Below are 15,913 nucleotides of genomic sequence, written 5' to 3'. Positions count from 1 at the left end.
GGGCCCTGCCATGAGGTCCGGGCAACCAACCCACTGTGGACCAGACACCATGAGTCGTCCGTCGGTGGGTGATGAGGCAGCGGGCGAGCCAGAGGAGGGCTTCGTGGACGTCTGCGCACCGTTTCCAGCGGATGCGGAGACGCTTGAACGCTGTATCAGCCTCAGCTCGGGCATGCCTGTGAACCCACAGCGCCCAGCTTTTCTCTGGCTGAGGGGGAGTTGCCGCGGTGTCTGTGGCGGGTCACCCAGACCTGCCCGGTAGCCGCCGGGACGGGCTGCTCGTTCATCGGGTGTCGGGCCGGTGCTCGGTGATCCAGCGGGCGGCGAGGAGCCCGGAAGCGGCGGTAAGTACCGCGGCGGCGATGACGGTGGCGTTCAGGCCGAGGGCGTCGGCGAGGATTCCGGCGACGAGGGCGCCGGCGGCGTAGCCGATGTCGCGCCAGAACCGGTAGGTGCCGAGGGCGTTGGCCCGCCAGGCCGGGTGGGCGTGGTCGGAGATGGAGGCGATGAGGGCTGGGTAGACCATGGCGGTGCCGAGGCCGAGGAAGACCGCGGACAGGACGCCTGCGAGCAGCGGGCGGTCGAGCAGGGCGAGGGCGAGGACGAAGCCCGCGGCCTGGACGAGCATGCCGTAGACGATGAGCGGTTTGCGGCCGATGCGGTCCGCGAGGTGGCCGGTGGGGATCTGCCCCAGACCCCACAGGATCGGGTAGAGGCCCTTGATCAGGCCGACGGCCGCCAGCCCGAGGCCGTGGTCGGTGAAGAGCAGGGGGAAGACGCCCCAGGTGAGGCCGTCATTGAGGTTGTTGATCAGTCCGGCCTGGCTGGCGCCGCGCAGGGAGCGGTCGTGCCAGGAGGTACGGGTGAACGTGGCCTTCAGGCCGGTGTCCTCGTTGCTGGGCAGGGGCTTGGTGTGCTGGGCGAGTTCGAGGGCTACGTGGGCGGCGGTGTCACGGACGACGAGGGTCAGGGCGAGGCCGGCGACGACGAAGACGATGCCGATGAGTTCCGGCACGGGGCGAAGACCGTAGGAGGTGGCGAGGTACCCGGTGAGCAGGGCGGTGGCACCGACGGCGGTGTAGCCGGCGGCCTCGTTCAGCCCGGTGGCCAGGCCCCTGCGAGCGGGCCCCACGAGGTCGATCTTCATGTTGACCGTCATCGACCAGGTCAAGCCCTGGTTGAGGCCGAGCAGGACGTTTGCGGCGACGACCCACCCCCAGGACGGCGCCCAGGCCAGCGCGAAGGGTACGGGGATGCCGATCAGCCAGCCGGCGATGAGGAGCTGCTTGCGGCGGAAGCGGGCCGTCAGTGTTCCGGCGGCGAGGTTGGTGAGGGCCTTGGTGAGGCCGAAGGCGATGATGAAGGAGAAGACGGCCAGGTCGCTCGTCAGACCGAAGGTGTCGGTGCCGATCAGTGGCACCGTGGTGCGCTCCAGACCGACCAGACCGCCCACGGCGACGTTGACGACGACGAGCAGGGAGAACTGAAGCCGGTTCTCCCGCAGGCCGAGCCGGACGGGACGCCCTGAGGCGTCGGTCGGCACGGTGGCCGTAGGCAGGGCGTTCACGAGCGGATGTCCTCCGTGCCTTGACGAGGTGGGGAAGGTGCTGGGCGCGCCCTGAGCTGTTGCGCGCCTCAAACCTGCACTTCAGAATACCCCCACCCGTATATGGATCGAGCGGTCCTGCGTGCATGCCCCTGGTGATCCGGGATACCCAGGGGGGTATTTGACTTCCCTCGCGAACCGTCCTACGGTCGAGTAAGTAAATACCCGGGGGGGTATTGAAGCAAGGGATACAACGATGCGTGAAGCAGATGTGGACGTCTTCGCGGCCAAGCTCGCTCACGGTGGGTTCGTCATCGACGTCCGCGAGCCCGACGAGTACACGACAGGCCATGTGCCGGGAGCACTCAGCGCCCCGCTGTCAGGCCTTGGGTCCGTTCTCGGAGAGCTGCCGGGCGACCGGCCGGTGTACGTGATCTGCGCGAGCGGCAACCGCAGCGCCCGGGCCGCCGAACAGCTCGCGGCTCTCGGCGTGGACGCCGTCTCCGTCGCGGGTGGCACCGCGGCCTGGGCCCGCGCCGGTCGGCCGCTTGTGCGCGGCAACGCCGCTCACGCCGCCTGAACCCTGCCCCGGGGCCCGGACCTGCCATCGCGGCCGGCCGGCGCCCCACACCCCAGCACTCGCGCCCACTTCGGGGCGTGCGTTCCTGATGAAGGGATTGCCGTGTTCTTCACCCAGTACTACCTCGACTGCCTCTCCCAGGCGTCGTACATGATCGCCGACGAGAAGACCGGCCGGGCGGTGGTCGTCGACCCGCGCCGGGACGTCTCGGAGTACCTGGCCGACGCCGCCGCGCACGGCCTGACGGTGGTCGGCGTGATCAATACGCACTTCCACGCGGACTTCGTCGCCGGGCACCTGGAGATGGCGGACGAGACCGGTGCCTGGATCGGGTACGGCCGTCGGGCCGAGACCGAGTATCCGATCCGTACGTTCGCCGAGGGGGAGCGGATCTCCCTCGGTGACGTCACCCTGGAGATCCTGGAGACCCCCGGGCACACGCCGGAGTCGATCAGCGTCCTCGTGTACGAGCGGGCCGACGACATGGTCCCGTACGGCGTCCTGACCGGCGACGCGCTGTTCATCGGCGATGTCGGGCGCCCCGACCTGCTCGCCTCGGTGGGCGTGACCGCCGAGGAGCTGGGCGCGATGCTCCACGACAGTGTGCAGAACAAGCTGATGGGACTGCCGGACGAGGTGCGGGTCTTCCCCGCACACGGCGCAGGATCGGCCTGCGGCAAGAACCTGTCCACCGAGAAGCAGTCCACCATAGGTGAGCAGCGCGCCACCAACTACGCCTGCGCCCCCATGCCCCGCGAAGAGTTCGTCGCGCTTGTCACCGCCGGCCAGTCCGCCGCGCCGGGCTACTTCGCCTACGACGCCGAGCTCAACCGCAAGGACCGCGCCCGCTACGACGCCACGACGGCCCCCCGGCCGCTGACGCTCGCCGAGTTCACCGGACTGCGTGCCGCCGGCGCGATCGTCGTGGACGCCCGCGACCCGCAGGAGTTCGCGGCCGGTCACCTGCGCGGAGCGGTGAACGTGCCCGCCGACGGGCGGTTCGCCGAGCAGGCCGGCACCGTACTGGACCCGGCCGGGGAACTGGTCGTCATGGCCCCGCAGAACCGGGAGGAGGAGGTCGTCACCCGCCTCGCACGCATTGGCTTCGACCGCGCCGTGGGCTACGTCCGCAACCCCGAGGACGCCCTGGAGGCCCTGGCAGACGAGGTCCTTCCCGCGAGCCGGGTCACCGCCGCGCACCTGAAGGCCGCCCTGGCCGGGGAGAACCCGCCGCTCGTGGTGGACGTGCGCACCTGCGGCGAGCGCGAGGCCAACGGCTTCATCCCGGAGGCTCTGCACCTCCCGCTCAGCGAACTGCCCTCCCGCACCGGCGACTTGCCCGCCGACCGGCCCCTCGTCCTGCACTGCGCCGGTGGCCACCGCTCCTCCATCGCCGCCAGTCTCCTGCGCCACCGCGGCTTCGCCGACGTCTCCGACATCCTCGGCGGCTACGCCGCCTGGGCCCTCGCGGCCGAGACAGCGAGCGTCTGACCGGCGCGGTCCGACCCCCGGGGCCCGTAATCCCCCCGGGTCCCACCAGCTCTCACATATACCCCCCTGGGTTTATGTGGACCATGAGAAGGAATCCCATGAGCACCACCCCCGCCCCCGCTTCCTCCCTCAGTGCCGCAGTGCTGCACCGGCTTGTCCAGGAAGGGCACGCGCCGCGACTGCTCGACGTGCGGACGCCCGGCGAGTTCCGAACGGCGCACATCCCCGGCTCGTACAACGTGCCCCTGAATACCTTGCGTGAGCACCGAGCCGAGCTTCTGGCCCACCTGGACGAGGACGTCGTGCTCGTCTGCCGCTCCGGGCAGCGCGCCGCGGAGGCCGAGAAGGCCCTGTCCGAGGCCGGGCTGCCGAACCTGCGCGTCCTGGAGGGCGGCATCGTCGCCTGGGAGGCGGCCGGAGCGCCGGTGAACCGCGGGCCGGAGCGATGGGACATGGAGCGCCAGGTGCGGCTCGTGGCCGGCTCGATCGTCCTGGCCACCGGCCTCGTCGGGGTGTTCGTCCCGGGTGCCCACCTGATCGGCACCGCGGTCGGGGCGGGCCTGACCTACGCGGCCGTCAGCAACTCCTGCGCCATGGGCGTCCTGCTGTCCAAGCTGCCCTACAACCGCGGGCCGCGCACCGACATCCGTACGGTGATCGCGGGGCTGCGGAGCACCTCGTGACCGCCCTGGTCCTCGCGGCGTCCCTGCTCGTCGGCGTCAGCCTCGGCATCCTCGGCGGCGGCGGGTCCATCCTGACCGTACCGATCCTGGTCTACCTGGCCGGACAGGGCACCAAGGAGGCCATCGCCACGTCGCTGTTCGTGGTCGGCGTCACCAGCCTCGCCGCGCTGATCCCGCACGCGAGGGCGCATCGGGTGCGCTGGCGGACCGGCCTGCTCTTCGGCGCCTTCAGCATGGTCGGCGCGTACGGCGGCGGCCGGCTGGCCGAGTACATCCCCGGCACGGTCCTGCTCGTCGCCTTCGCCCTGATGATGCTGGCCACGGCGGTCGCGATGCTCCGCAAGCCCCGGAACGGCGAGAAGAAGAAGGCGCGGCCCGCGCACCACGATCTGCCCCTGAAGCACATCGCGGTGGAGGGGCTCGTCGTCGGCGCGGTGACGGGGCTGGTGGGCTCCGGCGGCGGATTCCTCGTCGTCCCCGCCCTCGCCATCCTCGGCGGGCTGCCGATGGGCATCGCGGTCGGCACCTCGCTCCTCGTCATCGCGATGAAGTCCTTCGCCGGCCTCGCCGGGCACCTCTCCGGCGTCGAGATCGACTGGCGACTCGCCCTGATCGTGACCGCCGCCGCGGTGGTCGGCAGCCTGGTCGGCGGCCGACTCGCCGACCGCATCCCGCAGGACGCGCTGCGCACGGTGTTCGGCTGGTTCGTCGTGGTCATGGGCGTCTTCGTCCTCGCCCAGCAGCTCGACACCGCCGTCTGGGCCCACCCGGCCACCTGGGCCGCGCTCGGCGCCGCCCTGCTCGCCGCGCTCGCCGCCCGGCTCCGGCGGGCCCGACGCTCACCGCGCCCGCAAGAGGCTGTCTCCGTGCCGCAGCCCTCCACGCGGAGGGAGGGACACGGGCACCACGCGGTAAAGTCCTGATTTATACCCCCTGGGGTATTCTTGTGAGGGGGTTGAGGAGGAACTCGTGCAGGTAGACGAAGAAACCGTACGGCCAGTCCTGAACCGTCTGCGACGGGCGCAGGGACAGCTGGCCGCAGTGATCACGATGGTCGAGGCCGGCCGTGACTGCAAGGACGTCGTGACCCAGCTGGCCGCCGTGTCCCGGGCCCTGGACCGGGCCGGGTTCAAGATCGTGGCGAGCGGAATGCGCCAGTGCCTCGCCGACGACTCGGACACTCCACCCATGACGCAGGAGGAGCTGGAGAAACTCTTCCTCACTCTCGCCTGACCCCTTCCGCCCGGCCGCCACATCATCATGTGCCGGCCGGACGGGCTGTTCCGGTCGGTTGTCTCGTGACCCGCCGTCCGGCAGGGAACAGGAGGAATACACCTCTCCGTCCCGCTCGCCGGACCCGCGCCATCGGGCAGTACCGGCACGTCCAGTGACGGTCGGTATCGATTGCTGCTGGATCGCATGCGATCCGACAGCCGGCACCGAGCGGCAGTCGGCGCCGCCGGACCGTACCGAGGTCCTCGTAGAGAACCCGGCCGCTGCTCCGTGGCGCTTGGACGGCACCTTGCGGAAGAAGACGCGAGGGAGTCGCTGTATGAGTCCGCCGCTCGGGCGTCGACGCGGTCGCCGCGCGTCGTCCAGTAGGCCCCGGCCGGCCCGGCGGGGCTGAACCGGCGTTTGCGGCAGAGCATCGTTGAGCAGGTACGTCGGTGGCCGTGCCTGCGAGCGGGGGGTGTCCGATACTCATGTGATGGATCAGCTTGAGCAGACCGTCGGACTCGTCCGTGACGTCGTGGGGACGGAGCTCCTGGGGACGTATCTCCACGGTTCCGCCGTGCTCGGAGGTCTCGCCCCGGCCAGCGACCTGGACGTTCTGGCCGTCACACGGCGGAGTCTTGAAGAGCCGAAGAGGCGGGCGCTCGTTGAGGGTTTGCTGGAGATCTCCGGCCTCACGCCCACCGTCCGGCCGGTCGAACTCACTGTCGTCGTTCAGTCCGAGGTCCGCCCCTGGAGCTTCCCGCCGACCGGAGACTTCCTCTACGGCGAGTGGCTGCGCGACGAATTCCGGACGGGCGGTTCTCCGCAGCCCGGCCCGGTGCCGGACCTGGCCCTGGTTCTCACGGCGGCCCTGGCAGGCGATCACCCCCTGACCGGGCCGCCTCCCGCCGAGCTCCTGGATCCGGTACCGCACGCCGATCTCGTCCGGGCGAGCGTTGCGGGAATCCCCGAACTCCTGGCCGGCCTGGACGATGACACCCGCAACGTCCTGCTGACCCTCGCCCGCGTCTGGACCACCCTCGCCACGGGGGAGATCAGGACCAAGGACGCCGCCGCCGACTGGGCCATGGCCCGTCTGCCCCCGGAACACCGTACTGTCCTGGAGCACGCCAGGAACTTGTACCTCACCTGTCACTATCAGGACGAGGTCTGGAGCGAAGGGCTGAAGGCCCAGGTGCGCCCGCACGTGGACGACGTGCTCACTCGCATCGACCACCTGCGCCGACAGGCGTGAACCGCTCCCGGGCGCTCACTCACTCCACCGGCAGTGTTGGTGAGCGGCCACGCCGGGCCGCGACGGCAGATACCGACAGCGCCGTGCCCCGGTCAGGTGCGGGCCGCCGCCGACTGGTCCTCGGGGGTGCGCGGGCCGGGCACCATCGTCGGCGGCGGCTCGGTCCGGACACAGTTCGAGGTGGGTGTTCCTGTCCGTGGGGTTCGTATGCGTTCCGGATCAGGGGTGAGGGCCGGCGATCCTGGAGCGGCTTGCCGTGGTGCTCGGTTCAGACAGCCGTCGGCCGCGCGATCAGCATGCTGCCCGGCGCGAACGACAGCGCACTCTGCGCGAATGCCAGGAAGCGGAGCGACCGGCTTGCCGGCCGGCCAGCGTCGGCCGGCCGACGAGCACACTCCTGTCACCCGTCGCCGAGGTAATCGCGCAAAAGCTGCGAACGCGACGGGTGGCGCAGCTTGCTCATCGTCTTGGCCTCGATCTGACGAATGCGCTCGCGGGTCACTCCGTAGACCTGTCCGATCTCCTCCAGGGTGCGCGGACGGCCGCCGGAGAGGCCGAACCGCAGGGAGATGATGCCGGCCTCGCGAGGTGTCATCCCCGCCAAGACGGTCTGGATCGTCTGCTGGAGGAGGCCGAAGGTGACCACGTCCCAGGGGGAGGGCGAGTCGCTGTCCACGATGAGATCACCGAACGAGGTATCGCCTTCGTCGGACAGTTCGCTGTCCAACGACACCGGTTCCTTGGTGTAGGAATTGAGTTTGGCCAGCCGATCCACCGGGATGCCCGCCTTCTCGGCCAGTTCCTCAGGGGTGGGCTCGGCCCCGGTGTCCTGAATCAGCTCGCGCCGGACTTGCGCCACACGGTTGATGATCTCCACGGCGTGAACCGGAATGCGGATGGTACGGCTTTTGTCGGCGAGCGCTCGGGTCACCGCCTGCTTGATCCACCAGGTCGCGTACGTGGAGAACTTGAAGCCCTTGGCGTAGTCGAACTTCTCCACCGCCCTGATGAGCCCCGTGTTGCCTTCCTGGATCAGGTCCAGGAACAGCAGTCCGCGTCCGGTGTAGCGCTTGGCGACCGAGACCACCAGGCGGAGGTTGGCCTCGGTGAGGTGGTTCTTCGCGCGGTGGCCGTCCTCGGCGAGCAGAACCAGTTCCCGGCGCGAGTGCGGGTCCGGCGTGGGGGCTTCGGCAAGGAGGTACTCGGCGTACACACCGGCTTCGATGCGCTTGGCCAGTTCCACCTCCTGCTCGGCAGTCAGCAGCCGGACCCGGGCAATGAGCCGCAAATAGTCCTTCACCGGGTCGATCGTGCCGCCACCGGAGGTGAGCCGGGGAGCGGGGGCATCGGTCTCGTCGTCCTCCGCGAGCAGGAGTTCCTCCTGTGCCCGCACATGTGTGGCGTTCACCGCGGCTCCAGCAGGGGGCGCAGGAATCGTCCGGTGTGCGAACGGGGATCGACCGCGATCTGTTCCGGAGTGCCTTCGGCGATGACCTGTCCGCCCCGCAGGCCGCCCTCCGGCCCCATGTCGATCAGCCAGTCGGCCGACTTGACCATGTCGAGGTTGTGCTCGATGACGACGACTGTGTTGCCGCCGTCGACCAGGCCTTGGAGCGCGGTCAGCAGCCGGTCGACGTCGGCGGCGTGGAGGCCGGTCGTGGGTTCGTCCAGGACGTAGAGGGTTCGTCCGCGGGTACGTCGCTGGAGTTCGGCGGCGAGCTTGACGCGCTGTGCCTCACCGCCGGACAGGGTGGTGGCGGCCTGGCCGAGCTTCACGTAGCCGAGCCCGACGTCGTCCAGGGACCGCAGATGCCGGGAGATGATCTGATGGCTGCCGAAGAAGTCCAGGGCGTCGGCCACGGTCATGGAGAGGACGTCGGCGATGGACCTGCCCTTGTAGTGCACGTCGAGGGTCTCGCGGTTGTACTGGGCGCCGTCGCAGACCTCGCACGGGACGTACACGTCGGGGAGGAAAGTCATCTCCACCTTGATGGTTCCGTCGCCGTAACAGTGCTCGCAGCGGCCGCCCTTGACGTTGAAGGAGAACCGGCCGGGCTGGTAGCCGCGGACCTTCGCCTCCGGGGTCTGCGCGAACAGCTTGCGCAGATGGTCGAAGACGCCCGTGTACGTCGCCGGGTTGGAGCGGGGACTGCGGCCGATCGGCGACTGGTCCACCTGGACCACCTTGTCGATGTGCTCGATGCCGGTGAGGGTGCGGTGCCGTCCGGGCACCTTGTGGGCGCGGTGGATGCGCTGGTCCACGGCGGTGTGCAGGATGTCGTTGACCAGGGTGGACTTACCGGAGCCGGAGACGCCGGTCACCACGGTGAACACCCCGAGCGGGAAGGACACCGTCACCTTGCGCAGGTTGTGCTCGGTTGCCTCGTGCACAGTGAGGGCACGGCCCGTCGTCGGCTCTCTGCGCTGCGCGGGCAGGGGGATCGTGCGGCGCCCGGAGAGATAGGCACCGGTGACGGACTCCGGGTGCTCCGACAGCTCTTGCACTGTGCCCGAGCACACGATCCGGCCGCCGTGCGTGCCGGCGCCGGGACCGATGTCCACCACCCAGTCGGCGACCCGAAGGGTCTCCTCGTCGTGCTCGACCACGATCACCGTGTTGCCTCGGTCGCGCAGCCGCTTCAAGGTCTCGATGAGCCGCTGGTTATCGCGCTGGTGCAGGCCGATGGACGGTTCGTCCAGGACGTAGAGAACACCGGTCAGCCCCGCTCCGATCTGGGTCGCCAACCGGATCCGTTGCGCCTCGCCGCCGGAGAGGGAGGCGGCGGGCCGGTCGAGCGACAGGTAGTCCAGGCCGACGTCCAGCAGGGAGCGCAGCCGCTCACCGATCTCCGAAAGCACGGCCTCGGCGATTCGCCGCTCGCTCTCATTCAGCTCCAACTTCTCGACAAATGAGGCGAGTTCACCGAGCGGCAGCGCGGAGGTCTGAGCGATGCTGCGGCCGCCGACGGTGACCGCCAGCACCCCCGGGGCGAGCCTGGCGCCCCCGCAGGCTCCGCAGGGCACCTCGCGCATGTACCCGGCGAACCGGGTGGCTGTTCCGGACGCGATGCCTTCGGCATGGCGCCGCTCGATGTGCGGGATCACGCCCTCGTAGCGGGCCAGGTGCGAGCGATCACGGCCGAACCGGTTCTGGTACGCGAGGTGCAGTTGCCGATCCGCGCCATACAGCACCATCTTCCTTATGCTGACGGGGAGTTCGCGCCAGGGGGTGGCGGTGCTGAAGTCGGCGTCGGCGGCCAGGGCTTCGAGCAGGCGGGTGAAGTAGTCGGCGCCGCTGGTGTTGGTCCACGGGGCGATGGCTCCCTCGGCAAGAGACTTCGTGTCGTCCGGCACGACGAGAGAAGGGTCGACCTCCATGCCCGAGCCGAGGCCGGTGCAGGTGGGGCAGGCGCCCCAGGGCGCGTTGAAGGAGAACAGCCGGGGCTCCAGCGACTCCACGCCGATGTCGTGGGAGTGCGGGCAGGCCATTGCCTCGGAGAAGACCAGCTCGCGCCCGGTGGAACCGGCTTCACGGTCCACGAACTGGACCCGGAGCACACCGCAGCCGAGGCCCAGGGCGGTCTCCACGGATTCCGTCAGTCGCTGTCGGCCACCCGGTTTGACGACCAGCCGGTCCACGAGCACGTCGATGTTGTGCTTCTTGCGCTTGTCCAGCGCGGGCGGTGTGGCCAGCGCGAAGACCGTTCCGTCCACCCGGACCCGGCTGAAGCCGTCGGCGGACAACCGTCGGAAGATGTCGGCATGTTCGCCCTTGCGGTCGCGGACGACCGGGGCCAGCAGCTGGAAACGGGTCCCCTCCTCTTCGTCCAGCAGTAGATCGACGATGCGCTGCGGTGTCTGCCGGCTCACCGGTTCCCCGCACTCGGGGCAGTGGGGGTGTCCGATCCTGGCGTACAGCAGCCGCAGGCGGTCGTAGACCTCGGTGACGGTGCCGACCGTGGAGCGCGGGTTGTGACTCGACGTCTTCTGGTCGATGGCGATCGCCGGGGACAGGCCCTCCACGGTGTCGACGTCGGGCTTGTCGAGCTGCCCGAGAAACTGCCGCGCATATGCCGAAAGGGATTCGACATAACGCCGCTGGCCCTCGGCGAATATGGTGTCGAACGCCAGGCTTGACTTTCCGGACCCGGATACACCCGTGAATGCGATCAGCGCGGCTCGGGGGAGATCGACGGAAACGTCACGGAGATTGTGCTGACGGGCGCCCTTGACGACGAGTCGATTTCTCATTTCGTGAACCTCAGGTGTTGAGAGCTGTCCGAGGCCAACCGTAACACCGCAACATTACTGGTCGTGGCCGTTGTTCATCCCCGTTCCGCTGTGGTGAAGATCGCCCTTGACAGGAAAGTCAATTGTGTGAGCAAAGGAAATGGAGGCTGATCCTGAAGGGGTGGGAAGCGCTGTATGGCATGCGCTTGACTTCCCGCCGGAGCTGTGAGCAATAAAGCTAATTCCGAGTGCCGGTAGGTGATTGGACCGCATGGTCGACAGCTAATGGAGCTGTTGTCGGCCCGGTATGCGGGCATCCCGAGACGGCCTGACGCCATCGGGCCCGGCGACCGGACCGTGGCAGCGCCCGGGCACCCAGTGCGCCACGGTTGTCCTGGCCGGCCCACCGCCGTGTCGCGTCTGATCCGATCTGTGCCCCGGCTGGTCGAGGAGCACGGTGCGGACGTCTCCTACGGGATGGCCGCTACTGCATCGCGGCCCGGAAGCCCGATCTCCTGGTCGAGTCCGGCAAGGCTCCGCTGGAGGCGTTCTTCGAAGGGCATGTCCACGCCCTGCGGACGCTGGGCGGAGTCCCGCGTCGATGCCCGGGTGGGAGGCGGAGAAGCAGCTCCACAGCGGTTGCCGGTCCGCCAAGGAGGACCGCTCTGGCTACACCGACGGGCAGGCGGAGCGGCTCGCCGGGTACGGGCGCCGTCTGCTGGAGCTCGGCACCACCGTGGTCACGCATCCGTACGGGGAGACGCTGAGCGGCCCCGACCGGGGAAGGCCCGTACCGCGCTGAAGGACGCCCAGGGGCAGGCCAGGGATGGGGGCGGCGCAGCCGTGCCCGATTCCGGCATCCCCGTCCTCCCGGCCGACCTGCCGCGGCTGCGGACACCGCGGACCTGGCACGCCCTGTGGGCCGCCGAGATCGACAGGGTCATCGCAGTGGTTGAACTGCGGGAGCGGGAGGAGCGGCGGGGTGAGCAGGCGCGTCCTCCCGTTCCCGACTGGGTGATGGAGCACGGTATCGGTGTCGGTGCTCCGGTAGCGGCGGTCCACATCGGAGGGTGTTGCGCGGCGGGGGACCGGCTCAAGGTGATCAGCCGGGAGCAGGCGCAGGGCGCTCTGGCGGAGGGTATCCGGGTGTGTACTCACTGCCGTGCGGACATACAGCTGGGCATGCTGTAGCGCTTGCCGGTGGGTGTTCTTCTTGTGCCGGCCGAGGAGGGGCGGGCCGTCGGCGGGCCCGGATGCGGTGGTCTGGGTGGCGCGTGAGGATCGGAGTACGGGTGGCGGCCGGATTCCTTTCTTTCTGGTTTTGTTTCCCGGTCCTGGAGCACCTCGCCGCTCGTGAGTTGTCGATCGTGTGTGACCTGGGCGTTTTGGCCGTCTCACGGCCTTGTCACCCATGATCAGTCTCAGAACCGTGGCTCTCCGTCGCGAGGGCAAGGTCGAGATCGGGCGGCTTGCCCGAGCTGGCCGCGTACGCCACGCTGAGCTCCGAGCACGAGGACTGCCGGCGAGCCCGGATCGCGCACCGATGAGTTTCCCGCGCCGCGCTGGTCCATACGGCGGACATCCACGGACGGAAGGCTGGGCCATGCGGAAACTGATCTACGGCATGAACCTGACCCTGGACGGCTACATCGCCGCGGTCGGCGACGACATCGGCTGGAGCGGACCGCCGAGCGACGAGTTGTTCCAGTGGTGGCTCGACCACGAGCAGGCGAGTGGCCTGTCCCTGTATGGGCGCAAGCTGTGGGAGACGATGAGCTCCTACTGGCCGACCGGCGACCAGCAGCCCGACGCCACCCCGGCGGAGATCGAGTTCGCGCGGAACTGGCGGGACACGCCGAAGGTGGTGTTCTCCTCGACGATCGACACGGTCGACTGGAACACCCGCCTGGTCACCGGCGACGCGATCGCCGAGATCACCCGGCTCAAGGCCGAGGACGGCGGTCCGATGAACATCGGCGGCGCGACGCTCGCCGGGGCGGCCATGCGCGCCGGGCTGATCGACGAGTATGTGATCGCCGCCCATCCGGTCCTGGTGGGCAGCGGCACGCCGTTCTTCACCGCACTGGACAGCTGGGTGAACCTGAACCTGGTGGAGACGCGGACGTTTCCCGGCGGCGTGGTCCTGACCAGGTACGAGACGAGGCGCTGAGCAGCAGCCCCCACGCGCTGGGGGCTGTCGCGAAGTGATGTGCGCAGCGGTGCGGGCAGCAGAACCTCAGCGCTCCCACCCGCCGGCCCGACCGCCGACCCTCAAGGAGGCGCTGCGCGCCGCTGTGCCGTCGGGCTTCGGGATCGACTTCTCATGAAGGCCCACCAGCCAGCCCAACCGAGCGTTCGCCACGGACGAGCCGACTGCAAATGGTCGACAGGCGCCGTACTCCGGTCCCGGCCTTCCACGTGAACACCATGCTGCTGGCGGATGCCGACCGTCGCAGTGGCGCCGTCCATCGCGCAGCCGGGTCTGTTGCGAAAGTGGATCTCGTTCGTTGGTGATCACGTTCTGTGGGGCGTGGGGATCTGACGAACGGCCAGTGGGTCCGGCTGGAGCCGTTGCTGTCGCGGGGCATCAAGCCGGGGCGGCCGCAGCTGTGGACGCGGCGGCAGCTGATGGACGGCATCCGGTGGGGGACCCGGTCCGGTGCGCCTTGGCGGGACGTGCCCGAACGTTATGGGCCGTGGGTCCGGGTCCATGACCTGTTTCGACGCAGGCAGCGGGACGGCACCTGGGCAAGGATCCTCACCCGGCTCCACGCCGAGGCGGACGTAACGGGCCTGATCGCCTGGGACGTAGGCGTCGACTCGACTGTCTGCCGGGCCCACCAGCACGCTGCCGGGGCAGCGAAAAGAGGGGACTTTCAGAAGGAACCGCCCGGCGGGATCTTCGTCGAGCCCGCCGACCATGGCCTCGGACGCTCGCGCGGAGGACCGACCAGCAAGATCCACCTCGCGGTCGAGCAGGGGCAGAAGCCCTTGTCCGTCGTGGTCACGGGCGGGCAGCGGGGCGACTTCCCGCAGTTCGAAGCGGTATTGGAGGCCATCCGGGTTCCGAGGCCGGGACCGGCAGGCCGCGCGAGCGACCGGACCGGGTGCGGGCCGACAAGGCGTACGACTCCCGCGGCAATCCGCTCCTACCCGCGCAGACGCGGGATCAAAGCCACCATCCCGGTACCGGCGGACCGTGTCCGCAACCGCCTCGAGCATGGATCGCGTGGCGGACGGCCGTCGAGATTCGACAACGACGACTACAGGCAGCGGCACGCGGTCGAGTGCGGGATCAACCGGCTCCAGCGCCACCGGGCCGTCGGTGAGGTCGACTCGGGGCGCCCTGCTGGTGTTTCCACCAGTGGGTTTCCCCGAGCCGCCTCCCGAACCCGGCGTGCCCGTCTCCGAGCACCGGGCTCTCCACAAATCCCGTTTCGGGGTGTTCAGTTCCTCATGCCGTAGTGGGCCACGGGGTCGGTATGAGTGTTCCCCGGTATCGGTATCTGGTCGTGCTTACCTTTGCCGGGTTGAACAGTTCCGCTTCCTCCATGACCGGCCACCAGCCGCCGCCGTAATAACGTCGACGGAGCTGCTTCCAAGTGATCCCGGGGTGCTTGCGTCGGATCCATCGTGTCACCCTCATCCACGTGTAGTGGCTGAGGTAACAGAAAGCGACGTTCGACACTCCGGGGCGGAAGTACGCGCACCATCGTCGCAACACCGAGTTCAGTCGGTGGAGCAAGGACTCCAGCGACAAGCCGACGTTCTGCCGTCCGGTCAGTTCCTTCACCTTGCCCGTGACGGAGCGTACTGATTTCCGTGCCGGATAGGTGTAGATGTACTGCCGGTCAGTGCCCAGTTTCCGGTGGCGCTGGATGCGCCATCCGAGAAAATCAAGGCCCTCGTCAATGTGTGTGATCTTTGTCTTCTCCACCGACAGGCGAAGGCCCATCGGCTTCAATGCCTCCGCGACCTCGTCGCGTAGTTCCTCGGCATGCTCACGGCGCCCGAAGACGAGTACGAGGAAATCATCCGCATACCGGACCAGCCGGTAGTTGGGCAATCCCCGGTGGCTGTGACCAGCACTTTCACACCAGGCCCTAGACGTGGAATGTGGTAGTTGCCTCCAGCGTCGCCCGGCCGGTCGCGACCCGGTTCACCGGCGCGTTCTCGTCGGCGTAGCCGAAGGAGATCCCCACGAGCAGCTTCCCCTCGTCCACTCCAAGTTGGTCGCGGACGGTGTCGGCGTAGAAGCTGAGCAGGCCCTGCGGGCAACTGGCCACGCCGTACGCGGTCATGGCCAGCAGCAGCGTCTGCAGGTAGGCGCCGCCGTCGGCGGCCAGTCGCGGCCCCCCGTCGCCGGTGACGAACAGGAACGCGGCATGGGGTGCCCCGTAGAATCCCAGGCTCTCCGCGTCGTAGGCCGCGCGGGCCGGGTGGTCCTCGGGGCCGATGCCCAGCGCTCCGTACAGATCGGCACCGAAGGCGGCCCGCCGTTCCTGGTGGACGGGGGCGTACATGTCCTCGGGGTACGGGTAGTCGGCCGTGATGCGTCGCTCGGCGTGGACCGTTCGCAGGGCGTGGGCCAGACGGTCTCGCCGTGCGCCGCCGGCCACCTCGACCCGCCACGGCTGTGCGTTGGAGTTGGACGGCGCGGCGCCGGCCAGGGAGAAGACGGCGCGCAGAGTGTCCTCGGGCACCGGGTCGGGACGGAACGCGCGGGTCGCGCGGCGCCCGCGGATCAACTGCTCGGCGTACTCCCACGTTCGCGTCCCGCCCGTCCGTGTTCCGCCTGTGGGCGCCTCGCTCGTGCGCGTCCGGGTGAAGGCCGGACCGCTCATGGAACTCTCCTCAGGATCGATTAAGTAAACAGAATCGTTTACCTGGAGCACTGTAGTCAGCGAGCACCT

Annotated in this window: 15 protein-coding genes; 10 read left to right on the top strand and 5 right to left on the bottom strand. The window is 69.1% G+C overall.

Going from position 1 to position 15,913, the window contains the following annotated elements:
• Positions 1 to 283: 283 nt before the first annotated feature.
• Positions 284 to 1,567, bottom strand: coding sequence for an MFS transporter (locus ACIGJO_RS30040; protein ID WP_399963485.1), 1,284 nt, complete (start codon positions 1,565 to 1,567; stop codon positions 284 to 286).
• A 235-nt stretch (positions 1,568 to 1,802) separates the two neighbouring features.
• Between ACIGJO_RS30040 and ACIGJO_RS30035 the strand changes: the two genes are divergently transcribed.
• The 6 genes from ACIGJO_RS30035 to ACIGJO_RS30010 all read left to right on the top strand — a co-directional run bounded on the left by ACIGJO_RS30035 (position 1,803) and on the right by ACIGJO_RS30010 (position 6,770).
• Positions 1,803 to 2,126, top strand: coding sequence for a rhodanese-like domain-containing protein (locus ACIGJO_RS30035; RefSeq protein WP_399963483.1), 324 nt, complete (start codon positions 1,803 to 1,805; stop codon positions 2,124 to 2,126).
• Between the two features lie 102 nt (positions 2,127 to 2,228).
• Complete coding sequence (locus tag ACIGJO_RS30030; protein ID WP_399963481.1) at positions 2,229 to 3,617, top strand: rhodanese-like domain-containing protein; 1,389 nt, start codon at positions 2,229 to 2,231, stop codon at positions 3,615 to 3,617.
• A 98-nt stretch (positions 3,618 to 3,715) separates the two neighbouring features.
• Positions 3,716 to 4,300, top strand: a complete 585-nt coding sequence (locus ACIGJO_RS30025) for a rhodanese-like domain-containing protein (protein WP_399963479.1) — start codon at positions 3,716 to 3,718, stop codon at positions 4,298 to 4,300.
• Positions 4,297 to 5,223 (top strand): sulfite exporter TauE/SafE family protein, encoded by a 927-nt coding sequence (locus tag ACIGJO_RS30020; protein WP_399963477.1) that lies wholly within the window; start codon positions 4,297 to 4,299, stop codon positions 5,221 to 5,223. The genes ACIGJO_RS30025 and ACIGJO_RS30020 overlap by 4 nt, the downstream gene beginning before the upstream one ends.
• Before the next feature lie 46 nt (positions 5,224 to 5,269).
• Complete coding sequence (locus tag ACIGJO_RS30015) at positions 5,270 to 5,533, top strand: metal-sensitive transcriptional regulator (RefSeq protein ID WP_399963475.1); 264 nt, start codon at positions 5,270 to 5,272, stop codon at positions 5,531 to 5,533.
• A gap of 475 nt (positions 5,534 to 6,008) precedes the next feature.
• Positions 6,009 to 6,770, top strand: coding sequence for an aminoglycoside adenylyltransferase family protein (locus ACIGJO_RS30010; protein ID WP_399963473.1), 762 nt, complete (start codon positions 6,009 to 6,011; stop codon positions 6,768 to 6,770).
• Positions 6,771 to 7,170: 400 nt separating this feature from the next.
• On the opposite strand, the gene ACIGJO_RS30005 is transcribed toward ACIGJO_RS30010, so the two are convergent.
• Positions 7,171 to 8,178, bottom strand: coding sequence for an RNA polymerase sigma factor (locus ACIGJO_RS30005; RefSeq protein ID WP_399963471.1), 1,008 nt, complete (start codon positions 8,176 to 8,178; stop codon positions 7,171 to 7,173).
• Positions 8,175 to 11,021, bottom strand: coding sequence for an excinuclease ABC subunit UvrA (gene uvrA / locus ACIGJO_RS30000; protein ID WP_399963469.1), 2,847 nt, complete (start codon positions 11,019 to 11,021; stop codon positions 8,175 to 8,177). The genes ACIGJO_RS30005 and uvrA overlap by 4 nt, the downstream gene beginning before the upstream one ends.
• Positions 11,022 to 11,601: 580 nt before the next feature.
• Here uvrA and ACIGJO_RS29995 point away from each other — a divergent pair.
• The 4 genes from ACIGJO_RS29995 to ACIGJO_RS29980 all read left to right on the top strand — a co-directional run bounded on the left by ACIGJO_RS29995 (position 11,602) and on the right by ACIGJO_RS29980 (position 14,465).
• Positions 11,602 to 11,802, top strand: a complete 201-nt coding sequence (locus ACIGJO_RS29995; RefSeq protein WP_399963467.1) for a hypothetical protein — start codon at positions 11,602 to 11,604, stop codon at positions 11,800 to 11,802.
• 41 nt (positions 11,803 to 11,843) lie between these two features.
• Positions 11,844 to 12,191, top strand: a complete 348-nt coding sequence (locus tag ACIGJO_RS29990) for a DUF6233 domain-containing protein (RefSeq protein WP_399963465.1) — start codon at positions 11,844 to 11,846, stop codon at positions 12,189 to 12,191.
• A gap of 412 nt (positions 12,192 to 12,603) precedes the next feature.
• Positions 12,604 to 13,170, top strand: coding sequence for a dihydrofolate reductase family protein (locus ACIGJO_RS29985; RefSeq protein WP_399963463.1), 567 nt, complete (start codon positions 12,604 to 12,606; stop codon positions 13,168 to 13,170).
• 353 nt (positions 13,171 to 13,523) lie between these two features.
• The gene (locus ACIGJO_RS29980; RefSeq protein ID WP_399963461.1) at positions 13,524 to 14,465 is read left to right on the top strand and encodes an IS5 family transposase; all 942 of its coding nucleotides are present in this window, start codon (positions 13,524 to 13,526) and stop codon (positions 14,463 to 14,465) included.
• Here ACIGJO_RS29980 and ACIGJO_RS29975 read toward each other — a convergent pair.
• Positions 14,455 to 15,066, bottom strand: a complete 612-nt coding sequence (locus ACIGJO_RS29975) for a group II intron maturase-specific domain-containing protein (RefSeq protein WP_399963459.1) — start codon at positions 15,064 to 15,066, stop codon at positions 14,455 to 14,457. The two genes, ACIGJO_RS29980 and ACIGJO_RS29975, sit on opposite strands and share 11 nt — an antisense overlap.
• A 37-nt stretch (positions 15,067 to 15,103) precedes the next feature.
• Positions 15,104 to 15,844, bottom strand: a complete 741-nt coding sequence (locus ACIGJO_RS29970) for a nitroreductase family protein (RefSeq protein WP_399963457.1) — start codon at positions 15,842 to 15,844, stop codon at positions 15,104 to 15,106.
• Positions 15,845 to 15,913: the final 69 nt, after the last annotated feature.

It is taken from the genome of Streptomyces sp. NPDC079020 (assembly GCF_044542225.1).
Classification (GTDB): Bacteria; Actinomycetota; Actinomycetes; order Streptomycetales; family Streptomycetaceae; genus Streptomyces.
Note: the sequence above shows the minus strand (reverse complement) of the source record. Positions and strands in the feature narration are given on the sequence as shown.